The 17,573-nt window shown below is 68.2% G+C and carries 16 protein-coding genes; 11 read left to right on the top strand and 5 right to left on the bottom strand.

The genetic code is table 11. The features are described from left to right. Together groL and ACFDSW_RS08360 are read left to right on the top strand one after the other, a co-directional pair. The coding region (gene groL / locus ACFDSW_RS08365) for a chaperonin GroEL (protein WP_375249829.1) at positions 1–1,148 on the top strand (1,148 nt) is incomplete at its 5' end. A 143-nt stretch (positions 1,149–1,291) separates the two neighbouring features. Then, the gene (locus tag ACFDSW_RS08360; protein ID WP_375249828.1) at positions 1,292–1,759 is read left to right on the top strand and encodes a DUF3429 domain-containing protein; all 468 of its coding nucleotides are present in this window, start codon (positions 1,292–1,294) and stop codon (positions 1,757–1,759) included. A gap of 26 nt (positions 1,760–1,785) precedes the next feature. Here the strand turns inward: ACFDSW_RS08360 and ACFDSW_RS08355 are convergent, their stop codons facing one another. Continuing rightward, positions 1,786–2,829 carry a mannose-1-phosphate guanylyltransferase/mannose-6-phosphate isomerase gene (locus ACFDSW_RS08355; protein ID WP_375249827.1) on the bottom strand — a complete coding sequence of 348 codons (1,044 nt, stop codon included), beginning with the start codon at positions 2,827–2,829 and terminating at the stop codon, positions 1,786–1,788. Positions 2,830–2,989: 160 nt separating this feature from the next. Between ACFDSW_RS08355 and ACFDSW_RS08350 the strand changes: the two genes are divergently transcribed. From ACFDSW_RS08350 to ACFDSW_RS08330, 5 genes are all read left to right on the top strand, one after another. Next, positions 2,990–4,378, top strand: a complete 1,389-nt coding sequence (locus tag ACFDSW_RS08350) for a TIGR03013 family XrtA/PEP-CTERM system glycosyltransferase (protein ID WP_375249826.1) — start codon at positions 2,990–2,992, stop codon at positions 4,376–4,378. 4 nt (positions 4,379–4,382) lie between these two features. Further along, positions 4,383–6,446, top strand: coding sequence for an XrtA/PEP-CTERM system histidine kinase PrsK (gene prsK, locus ACFDSW_RS08345; RefSeq protein WP_375249825.1), 2,064 nt, complete (start codon positions 4,383–4,385; stop codon positions 6,444–6,446). Further along, positions 6,443–7,813, top strand: coding sequence for a PEP-CTERM-box response regulator transcription factor (gene prsR, locus ACFDSW_RS08340; protein ID WP_375249824.1), 1,371 nt, complete (start codon positions 6,443–6,445; stop codon positions 7,811–7,813). The genes prsK and prsR overlap by 4 nt, the downstream gene beginning before the upstream one ends. Continuing rightward, positions 7,806–9,800 carry a tetratricopeptide repeat protein gene (locus ACFDSW_RS08335; protein ID WP_375249823.1) on the top strand — a complete coding sequence of 665 codons (1,995 nt, stop codon included), beginning with the start codon at positions 7,806–7,808 and terminating at the stop codon, positions 9,798–9,800. The genes prsR and ACFDSW_RS08335 overlap by 8 nt, the downstream gene beginning before the upstream one ends. 93 nt (positions 9,801–9,893) lie before the next feature. Then, the gene (locus ACFDSW_RS08330) at positions 9,894–10,739 is read left to right on the top strand and encodes an ATP-binding protein (RefSeq protein WP_375249822.1); all 846 of its coding nucleotides are present in this window, start codon (positions 9,894–9,896) and stop codon (positions 10,737–10,739) included. Between the two features lie 30 nt (positions 10,740–10,769). Here the strand turns inward: ACFDSW_RS08330 and ACFDSW_RS08325 are convergent, their stop codons facing one another. Beyond that, entirely contained in the window at positions 10,770–12,554 is a 1,785-nt protein-coding gene (locus ACFDSW_RS08325) for an ABC-F family ATP-binding cassette domain-containing protein (RefSeq protein ID WP_375249821.1), read from the bottom strand. Positions 12,555–12,766: 212 nt separating this feature from the next. Between ACFDSW_RS08325 and ACFDSW_RS08320 the strand changes: the two genes are divergently transcribed. The 3 genes from ACFDSW_RS08320 to ACFDSW_RS08310 all read left to right on the top strand — a co-directional run bounded on the left by ACFDSW_RS08320 (position 12,767) and on the right by ACFDSW_RS08310 (position 15,143). Further along, the gene (locus ACFDSW_RS08320) at positions 12,767–13,063 is read left to right on the top strand and encodes a hypothetical protein (protein WP_375249820.1); all 297 of its coding nucleotides are present in this window, start codon (positions 12,767–12,769) and stop codon (positions 13,061–13,063) included. Between the two features lie 18 nt (positions 13,064–13,081). After that, positions 13,082–13,747, top strand: a complete 666-nt coding sequence (locus tag ACFDSW_RS08315) for a response regulator transcription factor (protein WP_375249819.1) — start codon at positions 13,082–13,084, stop codon at positions 13,745–13,747. Between the two features lie 91 nt (positions 13,748–13,838). Next, complete coding sequence (locus ACFDSW_RS08310; protein ID WP_375249830.1) at positions 13,839–15,143, top strand: ATP-binding protein; 1,305 nt, start codon at positions 13,839–13,841, stop codon at positions 15,141–15,143. Between the two features lie 71 nt (positions 15,144–15,214). On the opposite strand, the gene ACFDSW_RS08305 is transcribed toward ACFDSW_RS08310, so the two are convergent. From ACFDSW_RS08305 to ACFDSW_RS08295, 3 genes are read right to left on the bottom strand one after another with little or no spacing between them, the layout of a single operon-like run. Further along, positions 15,215–15,586 (bottom strand): hypothetical protein, encoded by a 372-nt coding sequence (locus tag ACFDSW_RS08305; RefSeq protein ID WP_375249818.1) that lies wholly within the window; start codon positions 15,584–15,586, stop codon positions 15,215–15,217. Positions 15,587–15,625: 39 nt separating this feature from the next. Next, positions 15,626–16,312 (bottom strand): 2,3-diphosphoglycerate-dependent phosphoglycerate mutase, encoded by a 687-nt coding sequence (gpmA, locus tag ACFDSW_RS08300; protein WP_375249817.1) that lies wholly within the window; start codon positions 16,310–16,312, stop codon positions 15,626–15,628. Next, entirely contained in the window at positions 16,313–16,777 is a 465-nt protein-coding gene (locus tag ACFDSW_RS08295; RefSeq protein ID WP_375249816.1) for a GNAT family N-acetyltransferase, read from the bottom strand. 65 nt (positions 16,778–16,842) lie between these two features. Here ACFDSW_RS08295 and ACFDSW_RS08290 point away from each other — a divergent pair, with 65 nt between their 5' ends. Then, positions 16,843–17,565, top strand: a complete 723-nt coding sequence (locus ACFDSW_RS08290) for a dienelactone hydrolase family protein (RefSeq protein ID WP_375249815.1) — start codon at positions 16,843–16,845, stop codon at positions 17,563–17,565. Positions 17,566–17,573 lie beyond the last annotated feature (8 nt).

Below are 17,573 nucleotides of genomic sequence, written 5' to 3'. Positions count from 1 at the left end.
AAGCGATGGAGAAGGTCGGCAAGGAAGGCGTCATCACCGTCGAAGAGGCCAAGGGCCTCGAATTCGAGCTGGACGTCGTCGAGGGTATGCAGTTCGATCGCGGCTATCTGTCGCCGTACTTCATCACCAACCCGGAGAAGATGACGGTCGAGCTGAACGATCCGTACATCCTGATCCACGAAAAGAAGCTGTCGAACCTGCAGTCAATGCTGCCGATCCTCGAGTCGGTGGTGCAGTCGGGTCGCCCGCTGCTGATCATCGCCGAGGATATCGAAGGCGAGGCGCTCGCCACGCTGGTGGTCAACAAGCTGCGCGGCGGCCTGAAGGTCGCGGCGGTCAAGGCTCCGGGCTTCGGCGATCGCCGCAAGGCGATGCTTGAGGACATCGCGATCCTGACCAAGGGCGAAGTCGTCAGCGAGGATCTCGGCATCAAGCTCGAGAGCGTCACGCTGGGCATGCTGGGCACCGCCAAGCGCGTCACGATCGACAAGGACAACACCACCATCGTCGACGGTGCGGGTGAGGCCGATGCGATCAAGGGCCGCACCGAGGCGATCCGTCAGCAGATCGAGGTGACCACCTCGGACTATGACCGCGAGAAGCTGCAGGAGCGTCTGGCGAAGCTGGCCGGCGGCGTTGCCGTCATCAAGGTCGGTGGTGCGACCGAGATCGAGGTGAAGGAGCGCAAGGATCGCGTCGACGACGCGCTGCACGCCACCCGCGCCGCGGTCGAGGAAGGCATCGTTCCGGGCGGTGGCACCGCGCTGCTGTACGCCACCAAGGCGCTCGACGGCGCGAAGGGCGACAATGACGATCAGACGCGCGGCGTCGACATCGTTCGCAAGTCGCTGACCGCGCTGGTGCGTCAGATCGCGCAGAATGCTGGCCACGACGGCGCCGTCGTGTCGGGTAAGCTGCTCGACCAGAACGATACGTCGTTCGGTTTCAACGCCGCGACCGACGTGTACGAGAATCTGGTTCAGGCCGGCGTGATCGACCCCACCAAGGTGGTGCGCACTGCGCTGCAGAACGCCGCATCGGTGGCGGGCCTGCTGATCACCACCGAGGCGACCGTCGCCGAACTGCCCGACGACAAGCCGGCGATGCCGGCGATGCCGGGTGGCGGCATGGGCGGCATGGACTTCTGATCCCCTCCGGGGCGGCATCCGTCGCCCCGGGATAAGGATCGGTTGCTGTCAGGCAGACCAACGAGAGGCCGGCGGAGCGATCCGCCGGCCTTTTCGTGCGCGCAGGCACGCCACCGAACGCCGCATCGTGCGTTCCGCGCGGCATGGACGATCTTTCTCCGCCCGCCACGCGCCGTATCCCTGTCGACAGCGTCATTTTCGGATATGGGCCGATGCTCCCGCTTGTCGCGGCGGGGATCGGCGCATGGGTGTTGCCGGGCGCCTGGCCGGTGCTCGCCATCCAGCTCGCGGTGATCTGGGGCGCCTTGATTCTTTCGTTCATCGGCGGGGTGCGACGCGGATTCGGGTTTGCGACCCCCGCTGCCTCGACCGCGATCGAACTGGCGGCCGCGGTCGCCTATGTCACGATCGCGGGGCTGGCGCTGGTGATGTCGCGTGCGGCGATCTCGGTGGCGCTGCTGGCCGCTGGCTATGCGTTGGCGGCCCTGCTCGACCGGCGTGCTGCGCTCGCCGGGAACGCGCCGCGCCATTTCGCCCGGCTGCGGCCGCCGCAAATGCTGCTCGGCTGCGCCGGGCTGGCGGGATGCTGGGCGTGGTTGATGAGCGGCTGATCCCCGTCACCGGGGAATCGCCTCCGTCACTTGTCCTTCATCGCCTCCAGCAGCAGCTTGACGTCCTGGCTGCGGCCGCGCGGCAGGATCAGCACGTCGCTGCCGCTGGCAACGACGATCAGATCCTCTACCCCGACCATCGCGATACGCAGGCCGTCGCTGCGTGCCAGGCAGTTACGGCTGTCGAGCATGACGACCTCTCCCGAGGTGGCATTGTCGCCGTCATCCCGTGCGCTGATCGCGTGCAGCGCATCCCAGCTGCCGACGTCGCTCCAGCCCATCGCGACCGGTACGACCGCGACACGCTCGGCCTTTTCCATCACCGCATAGTCGATCGAATCGGACGGCGAGGCGCCGAATGCAGCGGCGTCGGGGAACACGCGGACGCCATCACGCCGCGCCGCGTCCAGCGAGCGTTGCACCGCGTCGAGCATGTCGGGACAGAAAGTGCGCAGCGCATCGACGAACGCATCGGCGCGGAACAGGAAGATGCCACCGTTCCAGGCATGGTCACCGGACGCGACCATCTGTTCGGCCACCGCGCGCTGGGGCTTCTCGACGAAGCGGGCAACGCGGTGCACGCCGGTGGCGAGCTCTTCGCCTACCTTGATATAGCCATAGCCGGTTTCAGGGGCGTCGGGCGTGATGCCGAAAGTGACCAGCCAGCCGTCCTCGACCAGCGGCAGCGCGGTGCGGATCGCGCTCTGGAAGGCGTCGGGATCGGCGATGACATGGTCCGACGGCATCACCAGCAACGGCTGGTCCGGGGCGGCGGTCAGCGCGGCCAGCGCGATCGCGGGCGCGGTGTTGCGGCCCATCGGTTCGAGGATCAGCGCCTGTGGCGCCGCGCCGGCATCGGCCAGCTGGCGTTCCACCTCGTCGGCGTGCGCGGCGTTGGCGACGACGATCGGCGCGGTATAGGTGTCGCCCTGCGCTCGCGCTGCGGTGAGTTGCAGCATCGTCGCTTCGGCGGTCAGTGCCAGAAACTGCTTCGGCTTTTCCGGGCGAGACATCGGCCATAGCCGGGTGCCCGATCCGCCAGACAGGATCACCGGCACGATATTGGTCATCAATTGTCCCCTGCTTCCCCCGAAGCGCGCGAGCGCTCCCGTCGCGCCCACAACCCGCAAAGCGACGAACGGCTCCCTACTTCTTCAAGCTTTCTTTGCCAATTGCAGCGATAGGTTAACCAGTCCCGTTCGTCCCATCCCAGGAACCCAGCGCCGCGTCATGGTTCGCCTTTTCAAGCATTATGTGCCCAACGCGGTGCTGTTGCTGGGCGTGCTCGATTTCGCGTTGCTGCTGATCGCGGCGGAAGGCGGATGGCGGGTACGCGCCTGGCAGATCGGGATGGCGCCCGGTGGTCTGCACACCCGTATCCCGCAATTGCTGTCATTTGCGGTGCCGTTGCAGATCGCCATGGTCGCGGTCGGAGCTTATGGCGCGGACACGATCCGTTCGCTGCGCGTGGCGACGTCGCGGCTGATGGTCGCGGTGTCGCTCGGCATCCTGCTGCTGTCGGTGATCTTCTTCCTGGTGCCGGCGATCACCTTCTGGCGGTCGAACCTGTTCTACGCGATGCTGCTGTCGATCGCGATGCTGTTCGCGCTGCGGCTGGCTGCGGGACGCACGATCGGCGGCGACGTGCTGCGGCGGCGGGTGGTGGTATTGGGCGCCGGCGCGCGGGCGGCGCGGATCGCGGCGCTGGCGGAGCGTGCGAGCGCCAATTTCAGCGTTATCGACTATATCGCGATGAACGACGGCGAAGTCGCGGTCGGGCGCGCGCGCCGCCGCGATACGGTCGCCAGCCTGCCGGATCATGTGCTGAAGATGCGCGCGTCGGAAGTGGTGCTGGCGATGGAGGAGCGGCGCAACGCCCTGCCGCTGAACGATCTGTTGCGGATCAAGACCACCGGGGTGATGGTCTGTGACATCTCCACCTTCATCGAGCGCGAGACGGGCAGAGTCGATTTGGCCAGCGTCAATCCGTCGTGGCTAATCTTTTCCGATGGGTTTTCCTCGGGTCAGATGCTGAATGCGGCTGCCAAGCGCAGCTTCGATATCGCGGTCAGCCTGATCCTGCTGGTGGTGACCGCCCCGCTGCTGATGCTGGTGGCGATCGCGATCCGTCTGGAGACGCCGGGTCCGGCGCTGTATCGCCAACGCCGCGTCGGGCTGCACAACGAAGAATTCGTGATGATGAAACTTCGTTCGATGCGCGAGGACGCCGAATGCGCCGGCGGCGCGGTGTGGACGAGCGAGCGGGACCCCCGCATCACGCGGATCGGGCAGTTGATCCGCAAGATACGGTTCGATGAGCTGCCGCAATGCTGGAGCGTGCTGACAGGCGACATGAGCTTCGTCGGGCCACGCCCCGAACGGCCCGAGTTCGTCGCCGGCCTGGAACGCGAACTGCCCTTTTATGCCGAACGCCACATGGTGAAGCCGGGGATCACCGGCTGGGCGCAGATCAATTATCCCTATGGCGCTTCGGTGGAGGATGCGCGGCACAAACTGGAATATGACCTGTATTATGCCAAGAACTATTCGCCGTTCCTGGATCTGCTGATCCTGATCCAGACGCTGCGGGTGGTGCTGTGGCCGCAGGGGGCACGGTGAGGCGATGAGCGCCGGGGCGACCGCGATCATCCTGATTCATGCCGTCGTGGCGCTGCTGTTCTGCGGGATCGTCCTTTCGATCCCGCGCGACGGATCGCTGGCGGTGCCGCGCTGGTTGCTGATGACCGCGGCGGTGATCACGGCGCTATGGGCGCTGGCGACCGCGGGCATCGGGCGTGATGATCCGGCGACGGGGCTGGTTGATGCGGCCCGCGATGCCAGCTGGCTGGCGGTACTGGCGGTGCTTGATGGCGTATCGGCCGCCCGGCGTGGGGCCGAGGGACGCGCGCGTCTGACGGCCTATGGCGTGACCGCGGCCTGCTTCCTGCTGTCTGCCGGTACGGCGGTGGCGGGCCAGCTTGCCGCCACGCCGGCGGTTACCGCTCTGGTCGAATCGACCGCACTGACGCTCCGCATGCTCGCGATCGTCGCCGCGCTGGTGCTGGTGCAGCGCGCGGCGGCGACGGTCGCGGACGATGGTAACGGCCGGCGCGCGATCATCGTCGCGCTCGGCCTGGTCTGGGCGGGCGATGCGATCGTCTATGGCTTGGCTTGGATCGGTGATGGCTTCCCCGCGATCCTGACGGTGACGCGCGGCGCGGTGATGGCGGTCGCGGCGCCGCCGATCCTGGTGGCGATCCATCGTGCCGGCGCCCCGGTGCGCGTGTCGCGATCGGTCACGCTGAAGGCGGCGGCGGTGGTCGGCGTCGGCCTGTATGTGCTGATCAGCACGGTCGCGATGAGCTACCTCGGCACGCTCGCCGGCTCGCATGCACCGATCGCCCAGACGGCGTTCGTGTTCGGCACCGCTGCCAGTCTGCTGACGCTTGCCTCGACGCCGTGGCTGCGCGGCTGGGCGAAGGTGTTCGTCGCGAAACATCTGTTTCGCCATCGGTACGATTATCGCAGCGAATGGATGCGCTTCACCGCCACGCTCGGGGCGCCCGACGGGCGACCCGCCCCGCTGGCGGAACGGATCGTTCAGGCGGTGGCGGACATGACCGCCTCGCCGGCCGGGCTGTTGCTGATGGCGAACGGGGAAGGACTGGCCGTTGCCGCCACCTGGCGCTGCGACGCCCCCGACACGCTGGCGGGAGACGCCGGCGCGTTACTGGCGCATCTGGCGGGCAGCGCGCGGATCGTCGATCTGGACCAGGTACGCGACGGCGTCGCCCCCGCGACGGAAAGCGCCGCCATTCCCGAGTGGTTGCTGGCGCGTGACGATGCCTGGGCGCTCGTGCCGCTGCTGCATGGCGAGCGGCTGATCGGCGTGATCGTGCTGACGCGACCCCCGATCCCCCGCCCGCTGGATTGGGAGGATTTCGACCTGCTGGGCGCGGCGGGCCGGCAGGCGGCAAGCTATCTCGCGGAAGAGGCGGCGCATGACGCATTGGTCGAGGCGCAGCGCTTCGAGGAGTTCAATCGCCGCTTCGCCTTCATCATGCACGATCTGAAGAATCTCGTCAGCCAGATGGCGCTGGTGGCGCGCAATGCCGAGCGGCATGCCGACAATCCCGATTTTCGGGCCGATATGGTGGCGACGTTGCAAGACACGTCGCAGCGCATGACGCTCCTGCTGTCGCGACTGTCGCAGCGCGTGGTCGGCGCGCCGGCGGTGGCGGCGCGCGGCAGCGTCGCGGTGCTGGCGCTGGCCGAGCGGATGGCGGACGCACGGCGCGCGCAGCATCCGATCCACGCCGGCGGGGCCGAAGCCTGGGCGGTGGCCGACGCGAGTGCTTTGGAAACCATTTTGGACCATGTGATCCAGAACGCGGTGGAGGCCAGCGCGCCGGGCGTGCCGGTAACGCTGCTGGTCGGCGCGCGGGGGAATGATGTGACGATCGAGGTAACGGATCGCGGGCATGGGATGACCCCGGCGTTCATACGCGACGGACTGTTCCGTCCGTTCGTGTCGCGCAAGCCGACCGGGTTCGGCCTGGGCGCGTTCGAGGCCCGCCAACTGGTCGAGGCGATGGGCGGACGGCTCGAAGTGGAAAGCCGGGAGGGCGTCGGCACCTGTTTCCGGATCGCGCTGCCGCGGTGCGCCGCGGTGGAGGCGGCGGCATGAGCGGTGCGCGCGTCGCGGCACGGCCGGTGCTGCTCATCGTCGAGGATGATGCCGGGCTGCAACGTCAGTTACGCTGGGCGTATGACGGCTATGAAGTGGTCGTCGCGGGTGACCGGGTTGCCGCGCTGGAGGCGGTTCGGCTGCATGAGCCGCAGGTGGTGACGCTCGATCTGGGGCTGCCGCCCGATCCCGACGGTACGAGCGAGGGGCTGGCGGCGTTGGGAGAAATCCTGTCGCTGAAGCCCGATACCAAGGTGATCGTCGCGTCCGGCCATGGCGCGCGCCCATCCGCGCTGGCGGCGATCGCGGGCGGCGCCTGGGATTTCTATCAAAAGCCGATCGATATCGATCAACTGGGCCTGATCGTCGCGCGCGCCTTTCATGTGCAGGCGCTGGAAGCGGAGAACCGCCGGCTGGCGCAGCGGGTGGAGGGCAGTGCCGGGCTTGGCGGGCTGATCACCGCCGCGCCCGAAATGCTGAAGGTGATGCGGACGATCGAGCGCATCGCCCCGGCGGATATCAGCGTGATGCTGCTGGGGGCGAGCGGCACCGGCAAGGAACTGCTGGCGCGCGGGCTGCACGATGCCTCGTCGCGCCGCGACCGCCCCTTCGTCGCGATCAATTGCGCTGCGATCCCGGAAACGTTGCTCGAAAGCGAATTGTTCGGGCACGAAAAGGGCGCGTTCACCGGCGCGGTGAAGACGACGCCGGGCAAGATCGAGCAGGCCGATGGCGGAACGCTGTTCCTCGACGAGATCGGCGACGTTCCACTGGCCTTGCAGGTGAAGCTGCTGCGCTTCCTGCAGGAGCGGGTGATCGAGCGGATCGGCGGGCGGAAGCCGATCCCGGTCGAGACGCGGATCGTCTGTGCCACCCACCAGAATGTCGATGCGATGGTGGCGGACGGGCGGTTCCGCGAAGATCTGTATTACCGGCTGGCGGAAATGGTCGTGCGGATCCCGGCGCTGGCCGAACGTACCGGGGACGCGGCGCTGCTGGCGCGGCATTTCGTCGCGCGCTTCGCACGAACGCTGGGCAGCGACGTCACCGGTTTCACTCCCGATGCGCTGGCCGCGATCGATGCCTGGCATTGGCCCGGCAACGTCCGCGAGCTGGAAAACCGTGTCAAACGCGCGGTGATCATGGCCGAAGGCAGGCTGGCCGGCACCAGCGACCTCGATCTGCAGCCCGCGAGCGACGATTCGTTGCCGATCAACCTGCGCGCGGTGCGCGAGGCCGCCGACCGGCAGGCGATCCGTCGCGCCCTGATGCAGAGCGACGGCAATATCTCGGGCACGGCGCGGTTGCTGGGGGTCAGCCGTCCGACGTTGTACGACCTGATGAAGAGCTACGATCTTCATGCGTGAAGGTCCGCTGGCGCAGCCGCGACGCCGTCACCGCCGCCGGGTGTGGGCGGAACGATCGCAGCGGGCGGGGCGCTGGGTCCGCTGGGGCGGCGGCGTGCTCGCGTTCGGGGTGATCGCGCTGGCGGTCGTCTGGTTGGCCCGCCGTGCCGATCGACCCGATCCGGCGATCGCCTGGCGGGAGGGGATCGCGGCGCAGCAGCGTGGCAATTACTCCGCTGCCCGCAACCATTTCATCGCCGCCGCGCGATCCGGGGAGCGTAGCGGCGTGGCGCTGCTGCGCCTGGCGCGGGTCTACCTGTTGCTGGGCGACGGGCTCGCCGCGCAAGGGGCGCTTGACCGGGCGATCGCGGCGGGCGTGCCGGTGGGGCAAACCCGCGCGCTGCACGTCGCCGCGCTGGCCGCGCAAGGCGACAATGAGGGGGCGATCGCGGCGGCGGCGGCGCTGGGCGACGATCCCGTCGCGCAACGCGCACGCGCGCAGGCACTGGCACAGGCCGGGCGCGGCGCGGAAGCGGTCGGCGTCCTGCAGGCGGTGTTGGCGCGAGCGCCACAGGATGCCGCCGCCTGGACGCTGCTGGGGCAGACCAGGCTCGATCTGGGTGACGTCGCGGGCGCCACCGACGCCGCCGCCCGGGCGATCGCGGGCAAGGACGCGCCGCTCGCCGCTTTGGTGCTGGCCGGGGATGTCGTGCGGAGCCGCTACGGCGCGGTGGCGGCGCTGCCGTGGTACGAGGCGGCGCTGAAGCGTGACGCTTACTTCTACCCGGCGCTGATCGACTATGCGGGCACCCTGGGCGATGTCGGTCGCCACGGCGACGCGGTCGCGGCGGCACGACGCGCGCTGGCGGCGCGCAACGGCAGCCCGCCCGCGCTCTATCTGCTGGCAGTGGTGGCGGCGCGCGCCGGGAACATGGCGCTCGCGGGCGATCTGCTCGACAGGACCGGCGGCGCCCTCAATGGCCTGCCCGGCGGATTGCTGATGTCGGGCGGGATCGATTATGGCGCCGGGCGCTACGAACAGGCGGCGATCAAATGGCGCGCGCTGCTGGCGCGGCAACCGATGAACCTGCAGGCGCGGCGGTTGCTGGGGGCGGCGTTGCTGCGGACCGGCGATGCCGCCGGTGCCCTCGACACGCTGCGCCCGATCGCGCTGCGGCGCGATGCCGACAGCTATACGCTCGGGCTGGTCGCGCGCGCGTTCGAGGCGCAGGGGCAGCGGGACTGGGCGGCGCGCTTCCTCGATCGCGCCGCCGCGATGCCGTCGTCGCCGGCGGCACCGTTCGGACAGGACGACGATCCGGCGGCGCTGGCCACGGCGGTGGCGGAAAATCGCGCCGATCCGCGCGCGATGGTGTCGCTGGTGCGCGGGCGGCTGGAGGCGGGGCAGGGCGGCGCCGCGCTGGTCGAGGCGCAGGCGCTCGCGCGACAGTCACCGGGTGCGCCGGCGGCGCATGTCCTGATCGGCGACGTGCTGTTCGCGACCGGAAGGGCGGGCGCGGCGGCGGCCAGCTATGCGCGCGCTGCGGACCTGCGCTTCGATCGCGCCACGATGCTGCGGCTGGTCGAGGCGCGTCTGATCTCGGGCGATCGGCGCGGGGCGGCGGACGCGCTGGCGCTGTATCTGGCGCAGCATCCGGCCGATATCGCGGCGCGTCGCGCGCTGGCGAATGCCCAGTTGATGACGGACCCTGCCAGCGCGCGGGAAACGCTCGATCCGCTGCTGATCGAGCTGGGCGGTCGCGATGCGCTGCTGCTCGCATTGGTGGCGCGGGCGCGGGTGGCGGCGGGGGATGCCGGCGCGGCGCTTGCCCCGGCGCGTGCGGCCTATCGCCTGCAGCCGATGAACGCGACGATCGCCGATGCTTATGGCCTTGCGCTGCTGGCGACGGGCGATGCCGGCGGGGCGCGACAGTTGCTCGACAAGGCGATCGCGCTCGCGCCGGGGCGGGCGGATATCCGGGCGCATCGGGCGCAGGCCGGTGAATGAATCTCCCTCTCCCGCTCGAAAGCGCATGATGCCGTCGCGCGGTTGAGGCGGCGAGAGCTTGAGCCCGGCCCCGCCGAACGCTAGCGCTCGCGCATGTCCGACGCTCTCGACAGGATCGCCGCCGCGCTGGAGCGGATCGCCCCGCCGCCGCCGCCTTCGGCCAATCCATTGCTCCACCCCGCCTATGTCTGGCGCGATCACAGCCTCGTCGCGGCGCGCGATTTCCGGCCGCTGCCGCTCACGCTGCTGCACAATGTCGATACGCAGCGCGACGCGCTGACCGCCAACCTGCGGCGGCTGGCGGCCGGGCAGGCGGCGCAGGACGCGCTGCTTTGGGGCGCGCGCGGCACCGGCAAGTCCGCGCTGGTGAAGGCGTCGGTCGGCGCTGTGCAGGCGGAGGGCGGCGCGCTGGCGCTGATCGAGGTGCCCGGTGATCGACTGGCGACGCTGGCGCCGTTGTTCGACGTGATCGCGGGCGTGTCGCGGGCGTTCGTGATCTTCCTTGACGATATCGGCTTTGACGCGGCGGCGGATGCGCGGGTGCTGCGCTCGCTACTGGAAGGTGGGGCGGAGGCGCGCCCGGGCAATGCGCGGCTGATCGTCACCTCGAACCGTCGGCACCTGGTGGTGCGCGACATCCGTGAGCAGGAAAGCGCGATCAACCCGCGCGATTCGGTCGACGATCAGCTCGCGCTGGCGGATCGGTTCGGGCTCAGCCTCGGCTTTCACGTCGTCGATCAGGACGCCTATTGCGCGATCGTGCGGGGTTATGCCGCCCAATACGGCCTGCCGTTCGACCCCGCCGATGCGATCCAATGGGCGACACGCCGCGGCAGCCGGTCGGGGCGGGTGGCGTGGCAATATGTCGTCGAACTGGCGGGGCGGGAAGGAAAGTCGCTGGACGTCGCGGCGGCGACCGGCGGGGCAGGGGAGGAGTAAAGGCCCCGGCTCCGCCGTCGCGCTGGCGCGTCATCCCATCGCCTCCACCTTTTCCGCCAGTTCCAGCCAGCGCAATTCAGCGGCGTCCTTCTCGTCGCGCAGCGCGGCGATGTCCTTCGACAGGCGATCGAAGGCCGCCGGATCGCGGGCATAGAGCGACGGATCGGCCAGCGCTTCTTCCTTGCTCGCCACGATCGTGTCGATCTCCTCGATCCGCCGGGGCAGCAGATCATAGTCGCGCTGATCTTTGTAGCTCAGCTTGGTGCGCGCCGGTGCGGGGGGCGGGGGCGTGGCGTTGGCAGGTTTGGGCGCCGCCTTCTTCGTGTCGTTGCGACGGGTGCGCTTGGCTTCCCAATCCTCATAGCCGCCCGCGACGACATCGACCGTCCCCGACCCGTCGAGCCCCAGCGTCACCGTGACGGTACGGTCGAGGAAGTCGCGATCGTGGCTGACGATCAGCACGGTGCCGCTATAGTCCGCGATCACCTCCTGCAACAGATCGAGCGTTTCGAGGTCGAGGTCGTTGGTGGGTTCGTCGAGCACCAGCAGGTTCGATTCGCGCGCGAACTCTCGCGCCAGCAAGAGCCGCGAGCGCTCCCCGCCCGATAATGTGCCGACCTTCGCCTCCGCCAGTGAGGGATCGAACAGGAATTCCTTGAGATAGCCGTGCAGGTGCTTGCGTGTGCCCAGCACGTCGATCCATTCGCCGCCGTCGGCCAGCACGTCACGCACCGTCTTTTGCGGTGCCATCAGGCTGCGCTGCTGATCGATGACGATGCCGTCCAGCGTCCTGGCGCGCTTGACGATGCCGCTGTCGGGTTCCAGCTCGCCGGTCAGCAGTCGCAGCAGCGTCGTCTTGCCCGCACCATTGCGGCCGACAATGCCGATCCGGTCGCCGCGCGCGACGCGCAGCGACAGATCCCGGATGATGGTACGGTCACCATAGCTTTTGGTGACATGTTCGACGTCGATCACCACCTTCGTCTTGACGTCGTCGGCGGCGACCTGCAGCGCGGCGGCGCCCTGCGGCCCCATCATCGCGGCGCGTTCGGCGCGCATCTCCTTCAGCTTGGCGAGACGGCCCTGGTTGCGCCGGCGACGGCCGGTGACGCCGCGTTGCAGCCAGTGTTCCTCGATCTTCAGCTTGGCATCCAGCCGGGCGGCGTTACGTTCCTCCTCGGCATAGACCTGCTCGGTCCAGGCATCGAACCCGCCGAAGCCGACCTCGGCACGACGTAGCTGACCGCGGTCCAGCCACAGCGTCTGGCGTGTCAGCCGGGTCAGGAAGGTGCGGTCGTGGCTGATGACGACGAACGCGCCGGTGTAGCGTTTCAGCCAGTCCTCAAGCCATTCGATCGCGGCAATATCCAGGTGGTTGGTCGGCTCGTCGAGCAGCAGCACATCGGGGTTCATCGCCAGCGCGCGCACGATCGCGGCGCGGCGTCGCTCGCCGCCCGATGCGGTCTTCGCCTCGCGCTGCAGGTCGATGCCGAGCTGCCCGGCGATCGCCTCCGCCTCGTATGTCGCGGGCGCCGCACCGCCGGCAAGGACATAGTCCTTCAGCGTCGCGAAGTCGCTGACGTCGGGATCCTGCTCCAGCATCACCACGTTCGTGCCGGGCACGATCGTGCGACGGCCCTCGTCGGCATCGATCGCGCCGGCGATGAGCTTCAGCAGCGTCGATTTGCCCGCGCCGTTGCGCCCGATCAGCGCGAGCCGGTCGCGTTCGCCGATGTACAGATCGAGGTGCCGGAACAACCAGCCGGCCCCCTGAACGAGGCCCAGGTCTTCATATGCTAGGATCGGTGCTGCCATCCCGCGCACCTAGGCGGCGGGGGCGATCGGGACAAGGCGCTCGGGGGAGGGCGCTCGGGGGAGGGCGCTCGGGGAGGGCGCTTGGGGGAGGGCGCCGGCCGGCTGCCACCGGCGGTGCGGTAAATGGGAACCCCATCCCCGGCGACATGTTGCATCACTGTCGTCGGCGTCATTCAGAGGCTGTTCAATCCCCCCTGCCTATGCCAGCACGCATGAGAATGGTCTCGATCCTCCTTCTGCTGGGCGCGATGCTGGCCCCTGCCACCGCGGGCGCGGCACAGGATCGCGAGGCAGTCGCCGCCGCGCGGGCGACGCGGCAGGGGCGTATCCTGCCGCTGAAGGAAGTCGAGCGCCGCGTGATCCCGACGATGAAGGACGCGCAATATATCGGATTTGATCTGGAGATGCCGAGCGGCATCTACACGCTCAAGTTTCTGCGGGGCGGCAGCGTGATCTGGGTCGACGTCGACGGGCGGTCCGGGCAGGTGATCGGTCGAACCGGACAATAACAGAACAGGGAGAACGACATGCGCGTGCTCATCGTCGAGGACGAGCCGAACCTCGGTCAGCAGCTGAAATCCACGCTGGAGGGCGCGGGCTATGCCATCGACCTTGCCACCGATGGCGAGGAGGGGCATTTCCTGGGATCGACCGAGAGCTATGACGCGATCGTGCTCGACCTCGGCCTGCCCGAAATCGACGGGCTCACCGTGCTGGATCGCTGGCGCAAGGAAGGCAGGACCACCCCGGTGCTGGTGCTGACCGCGCGTGATAGCTGGTCGGACAAGGTGGCCGGGCTGGACGCTGGCGCTGACGATTATGTCGCCAAGCCGTTCCAGACCGAGGAACTGATCGCGCGGCTGCGCGCGCTGATTCGGCGCGCGTCGGGCAATGCCTCGTCAGAGCTGACCGCGGGCGATGTGCGCCTCGATACGCGGTCGGGCAAGGTGACCCGCGCCGGAGAGCCGGTGAAGCTGACCGCGCAGGAATATAAACTGCTCAGCTACCTGCTGCATCACAAGGGCAAGGTCGTCAGCCGCACGGAACTGATCGAACATATCTACGATCAGGATTTCGACCGCGATTCGAATACGATCGAGGTATTCGTCACCCGCATCCGCAAGAAGCTGGGGCAAGATGTGATCACCACGATCCGCGGCCTCGGCTATAGCCTGGATGATCCGGACGCTTGATCCGGTGACCGCCGCCAGCAGCGATTCCGCCGACGAGCCGGTTCCGCCGGAGCCGATCGGCCTGCGCGCGCGCGGCTCGCTGTGGCGGCGGATGATCCTGATCGCGGCGCTGTGGATCTCGCTGCTGCTGGCGGGCGGAGGGTTCGCGCTCGATCGGGTGCTGGTCGCGGCGGTGACGCGCAATGCCGACGATCAGCTGGAATATGTCCTGCGTTCGTTGCTGGCGAGCGCGGAGATCGGCCCCGAAGGTGTCTATTTCAGTCGCGAGCCCGCCGATCAGCGTTTCATCGAGCCCTATTCGGGGCTCTATTGGCAGGTATCGGCACCCGGGCACGACATCTTTCCGTCCCGCTCCCTGTGGGACCGCCAACTCGCTTATGGCGCCGCGCATGACGATCGCGCGGTGCACACTTATGACAGCGCGCAATTCCGCGACGAGAAGCTGCGGATCGTCGAACGCGACGTGAAATTGCCCGGATCGCCGGTGCGCTGGCGGTTTCAGGTGGCCTCAAGCCGCGAGGCGCTCGACGCGCAGATCGCGATCCTGCGGCGAACGCTGGTGCGCAGTTTCGTGCTGCTCGGGGTCGGGCTGATCATCCTTGCGGCGTTGCAGACCTTCTATGGGCTATGGCCGCTGCGCAAGGTGCGGCAGGAGATTGCGACGATGCGCGCCGGCCGATCGAACCGGATCGTCGGCGATATGCCGCTGGAGGTGCTGCCGCTGGTGGAGGAACTCAACGCGCTGGTCGCCCATAACGAGACACAGGCCGAGGAGGCGCGCCGGCATGCCGGCAATCTCGCGCACGCGTTGAAGACCCCGCTGACCGTCATCATGAACGCCGCGACCGCGCAGTCGGACGATCTGTCCGCCACCGTGATCCGCGAGGCGCGCACGATGCGGCGACAGGTCGATCATCACCTCGCCCGCGCACGTGCGGTCGGGCGGCGGGGCTCGGCGCACAGCCGCGCCCCGGTGTGGCCGAGCGTCGAATCGGTCGAGCGAGCGGTGCGGCGGCTGTATCCGCATGTTCGTGTCGACATGGATGGGCCGAAGAATCTGGTCGCGCATATCGAGCGTCAGGACCTTGACGAGATCATGGGCAATCTCGTCGAGAATGCCGCCAAATATGGCGGCGGCAGCGTCTTCGTCACGATGGGGGCACAGGCCGGCTTCGTCGAGATCCTCGTCGAGGATGACGGCATGGGCATTCCCGAGGCGGACCGCTTCCGTATCTTCGATCGTGGCGTGCGGCTCGACACCGGCAAGCCGGGGACCGGGCTGGGGCTGGCGATCGTTCGCGACGTCGCGGAAATCTACGACGGCACGGTCACGCTGGAGGAGAGCGAGGATCTGGGCGGACTGCTGGTGCGGCTGCGGCTGCCGATGGCGGGGTGATCGGAAGACCGCGCAGCGCACATATCTGCCAGCCCGGATGCCGGATCAAATCCGGCATGGCGGCCCCGACATCAATGTTTCACGGCGAGATCGGTGAATTGCGCGTTGCGGCTGACGATCTCGTGCACCGGCTGGCCGACGCACGCCTTGACGATCGCCGCCTTGGTGGCGGGATCGCGCTTGTCCTCGATCAGCACGTCCTGCCCCTTGGCACTGAACGCGCGTGGGCCGTCGCCGTCATTGCCGTCGATCATGCCGCACACCGTCGCCCCGCCGATCAGCCGAACCTGAGTGAAGGTCGACGTCTTGCCGCCGGGCATGCCCTGCACCGCCATCATCCCCGCCCGCGCCGCCTTCACCAGCTTCGCGTCGGCATAGGTGCTGCCGCCATCGTCACAGGCGGCCAGAGCGAGCGGGAGGAGGAAGAGGGTGGGGCGGTTCATCGGCGGATTGTGGGGCGCGGGTGGCGGCGGGGCAAGCCCTCACCGCTCGCTCAGATAATAGCGATCCGTGGCGTTCAGCGCGTTGTCCAGTTCGTACACGATCGGCTGACCGGTCGGGATTTCCAGCCCGGTGATCTCGTCGTCGGGGATGTTCGACAGATGCTTCACCAGTGCGCGCAACGAATTGCCATGGGCGGAGATCAGCACGCGCTGCCCGTCCTGCAGCGCGGGGGCGATACGCTGCTGCCAATAAGGCAGCACGCGCGCGATCGTGTCCTTCAGGCTTTCGGTCGCGGGGATCGCGATCCCGGCATAGCGGCGATCGCCGGACAGGTCGAAGTCGCTGCCCGGTTCGAGCGGGGGCGGGGGAACGTCGAAGCTGCGGCGCCAGATGTGCACTTGCTCATCGCCGTGTTTCGCGGCGGTCTCCGCCTTGTCCAGCCCGGTCAGCCCACCATAATGCCGCTCGTTCAGCCGCCAGTCCTTCTCCACCGGCAGCCACAGCCGCCCCATCGCCTCCAGCGCGAGGTTGAGCGTCTTGATCGCGCGCGTCTGCACGCTGGTGAAGGTCTGATCGAAATCGAGCCCCTTCGCGGCCATCAGTTCCCCCGCCGCCCGCGCTTCCGCCGCGCCCTTCTCGGTCACATCGACGTCCCACCAGCCGGTGAAGCGGTTTTCGAGGTTCCAGGCCGACTGGCCGTGGCGGATCAGGACGAGCGTCGGCATTCAATCTTCCCCTAAATCAAGCATGAGAAACTGGTTGTGCGGGCTGGCGACATAATCGCCGAACGGTGGGCAGGAGACGAAGCCGGCACGACGATAGAGCGTCAGCGCGGCATCATAGGGGGGCGTCGTACCGGTTTCGAGATAGAGCGCGCGATAGCCACGCGCGCGGGCGGTGGCGATGATGTGTCGCAGCACCGCATGGCCTGCGCCACGCCCGCGTGCGGCGGTCGTGCTGCGCATCGACTTCACTTCGCCGCTGTCGGCCCCAAGCACCTTGAGCGCGCCCATGCCCATCAGCGTGTCACCGTCCCAAACCGAGAAGAAGTCAATATCGGGCGCCGCCAGCGCGTCCGCGCCCAACACGAAGGCGAAGCCGGCGGGGGTATTGCCGAGCTGATCGGCGATATGCTCCGCGACCAGCGGCGCGACCCTGGGATGGCGCGGATCGTCGGCACGAACCTGCATCGTCTTGTTCCCCTTCGCTGGTCCGTCTAGCGCCTGATGCCGCCGATACAAGCAGGAGAGCAGGCATGTCCGTACAGCGCCGTACCGTCGTATATGATGGGCCGGGCGGCCCGTTCGAGGGTGTCTTTGCCTGGGACGACGCAGCACCGGGCGCACGCCCCGGCGTGCTGGTGGTGCCCAATGTCCTTGGCCAGAAGGAGGCCGATAATCGCAAGGCGGAGGATCTTGCCGCGCTCGGCTATGCCGCGTTCGCCTGCGATGTGTTCGGGCAGGGCAAACGCGGCCAGCCGGGGCCGGACTATGCGCGCTACATGAACGAGCTGAATGCGGATCGCGCGCTGCTGCGCGAGCGGTTGCGCGCGAGCCTCGATACGCTGAAGGCGCAGACGGAGGTGGATGCCGCGAAGACCGCCGCGATCGGTTTCTGCTTTGGCGGCAAGTGCGTGCTCGATATAGCGCGCGCTGGGCTCGACACGTTGGGTAGCGTCAGTTTCCACGGCGTCTATGATCGGCCGGATTACGCGAATGTCGATCCGATCGGGATCAGGCTGCTGGTCTGCCACGGCTGGGACGATCCACTCGGTCCACCCGCCTCGATCGTTGCGCTGGCGGAGGAATTGACCGCTGGGCACGCCGATTGGCAGATCCATGCTTATGGCAATGCCGGCCACGCCTTCACCGACGAAAGTCGCAAGGATTCGACGATGCCCGGCGTGGCGTATGAGGAGCGCGCCGATCGACGCAGCTGGCAGGCGATGGAGAACTTCCTGGCCGAACTCTTCGGCTGATCGCAGCG

Origin of the sequence: Sphingomonas sp. (assembly GCF_042091075.1) — a bacterium.
Taxonomy (GTDB): Bacteria; Pseudomonadota; Alphaproteobacteria; order Sphingomonadales; family Sphingomonadaceae; genus Sphingomonas.
The sequence above is the reverse complement of the archived record's forward strand: the minus strand, read 5'-3'. Positions and strand labels throughout refer to the sequence as shown.

Excerpts from the sequence above, each read along its gene's own strand:
- ACFDSW_RS08360 (WP_375249828.1), top strand. The coding sequence starts at position 1,292 with ATGGACGATCTTTCTCCGCCCGCCACGCGCCGTATCCCTGTCGACAGC.
- ACFDSW_RS08355 (WP_375249827.1), bottom strand. The coding sequence starts at position 2,829 with ATGACCAATATCGTGCCGGTGATCCTGTCTGGCGGATCGGGCACCCGG.
- ACFDSW_RS08350 (WP_375249826.1), top strand. The coding sequence starts at position 2,990 with ATGGTTCGCCTTTTCAAGCATTATGTGCCCAACGCGGTGCTGTTGCTG.
- prsK (WP_375249825.1), top strand. The coding sequence starts at position 4,383 with ATGAGCGCCGGGGCGACCGCGATCATCCTGATTCATGCCGTCGTGGCG.
- prsR (WP_375249824.1), top strand. The coding sequence starts at position 6,443 with ATGAGCGGTGCGCGCGTCGCGGCACGGCCGGTGCTGCTCATCGTCGAG.
- ACFDSW_RS08335 (WP_375249823.1), top strand. The coding sequence starts at position 7,806 with ATGCGTGAAGGTCCGCTGGCGCAGCCGCGACGCCGTCACCGCCGCCGG.
- ACFDSW_RS08330 (WP_375249822.1), top strand. The coding sequence starts at position 9,894 with ATGTCCGACGCTCTCGACAGGATCGCCGCCGCGCTGGAGCGGATCGCC.
- ACFDSW_RS08325 (WP_375249821.1), bottom strand. The coding sequence starts at position 12,554 with ATGGCAGCACCGATCCTAGCATATGAAGACCTGGGCCTCGTTCAGGGG.
- ACFDSW_RS08320 (WP_375249820.1), top strand. The coding sequence starts at position 12,767 with ATGAGAATGGTCTCGATCCTCCTTCTGCTGGGCGCGATGCTGGCCCCT.
- ACFDSW_RS08315 (WP_375249819.1), top strand. The coding sequence starts at position 13,082 with ATGCGCGTGCTCATCGTCGAGGACGAGCCGAACCTCGGTCAGCAGCTG.
- ACFDSW_RS08310 (WP_375249830.1), top strand. The coding sequence starts at position 13,839 with ATGATCCTGATCGCGGCGCTGTGGATCTCGCTGCTGCTGGCGGGCGGA.
- ACFDSW_RS08305 (WP_375249818.1), bottom strand. The coding sequence starts at position 15,586 with ATGAACCGCCCCACCCTCTTCCTCCTCCCGCTCGCTCTGGCCGCCTGT.
- gpmA (WP_375249817.1), bottom strand. The coding sequence starts at position 16,312 with ATGCCGACGCTCGTCCTGATCCGCCACGGCCAGTCGGCCTGGAACCTC.
- ACFDSW_RS08295 (WP_375249816.1), bottom strand. The coding sequence starts at position 16,777 with ATGCAGGTTCGTGCCGACGATCCGCGCCATCCCAGGGTCGCGCCGCTG.
- ACFDSW_RS08290 (WP_375249815.1), top strand. The coding sequence starts at position 16,843 with ATGTCCGTACAGCGCCGTACCGTCGTATATGATGGGCCGGGCGGCCCG.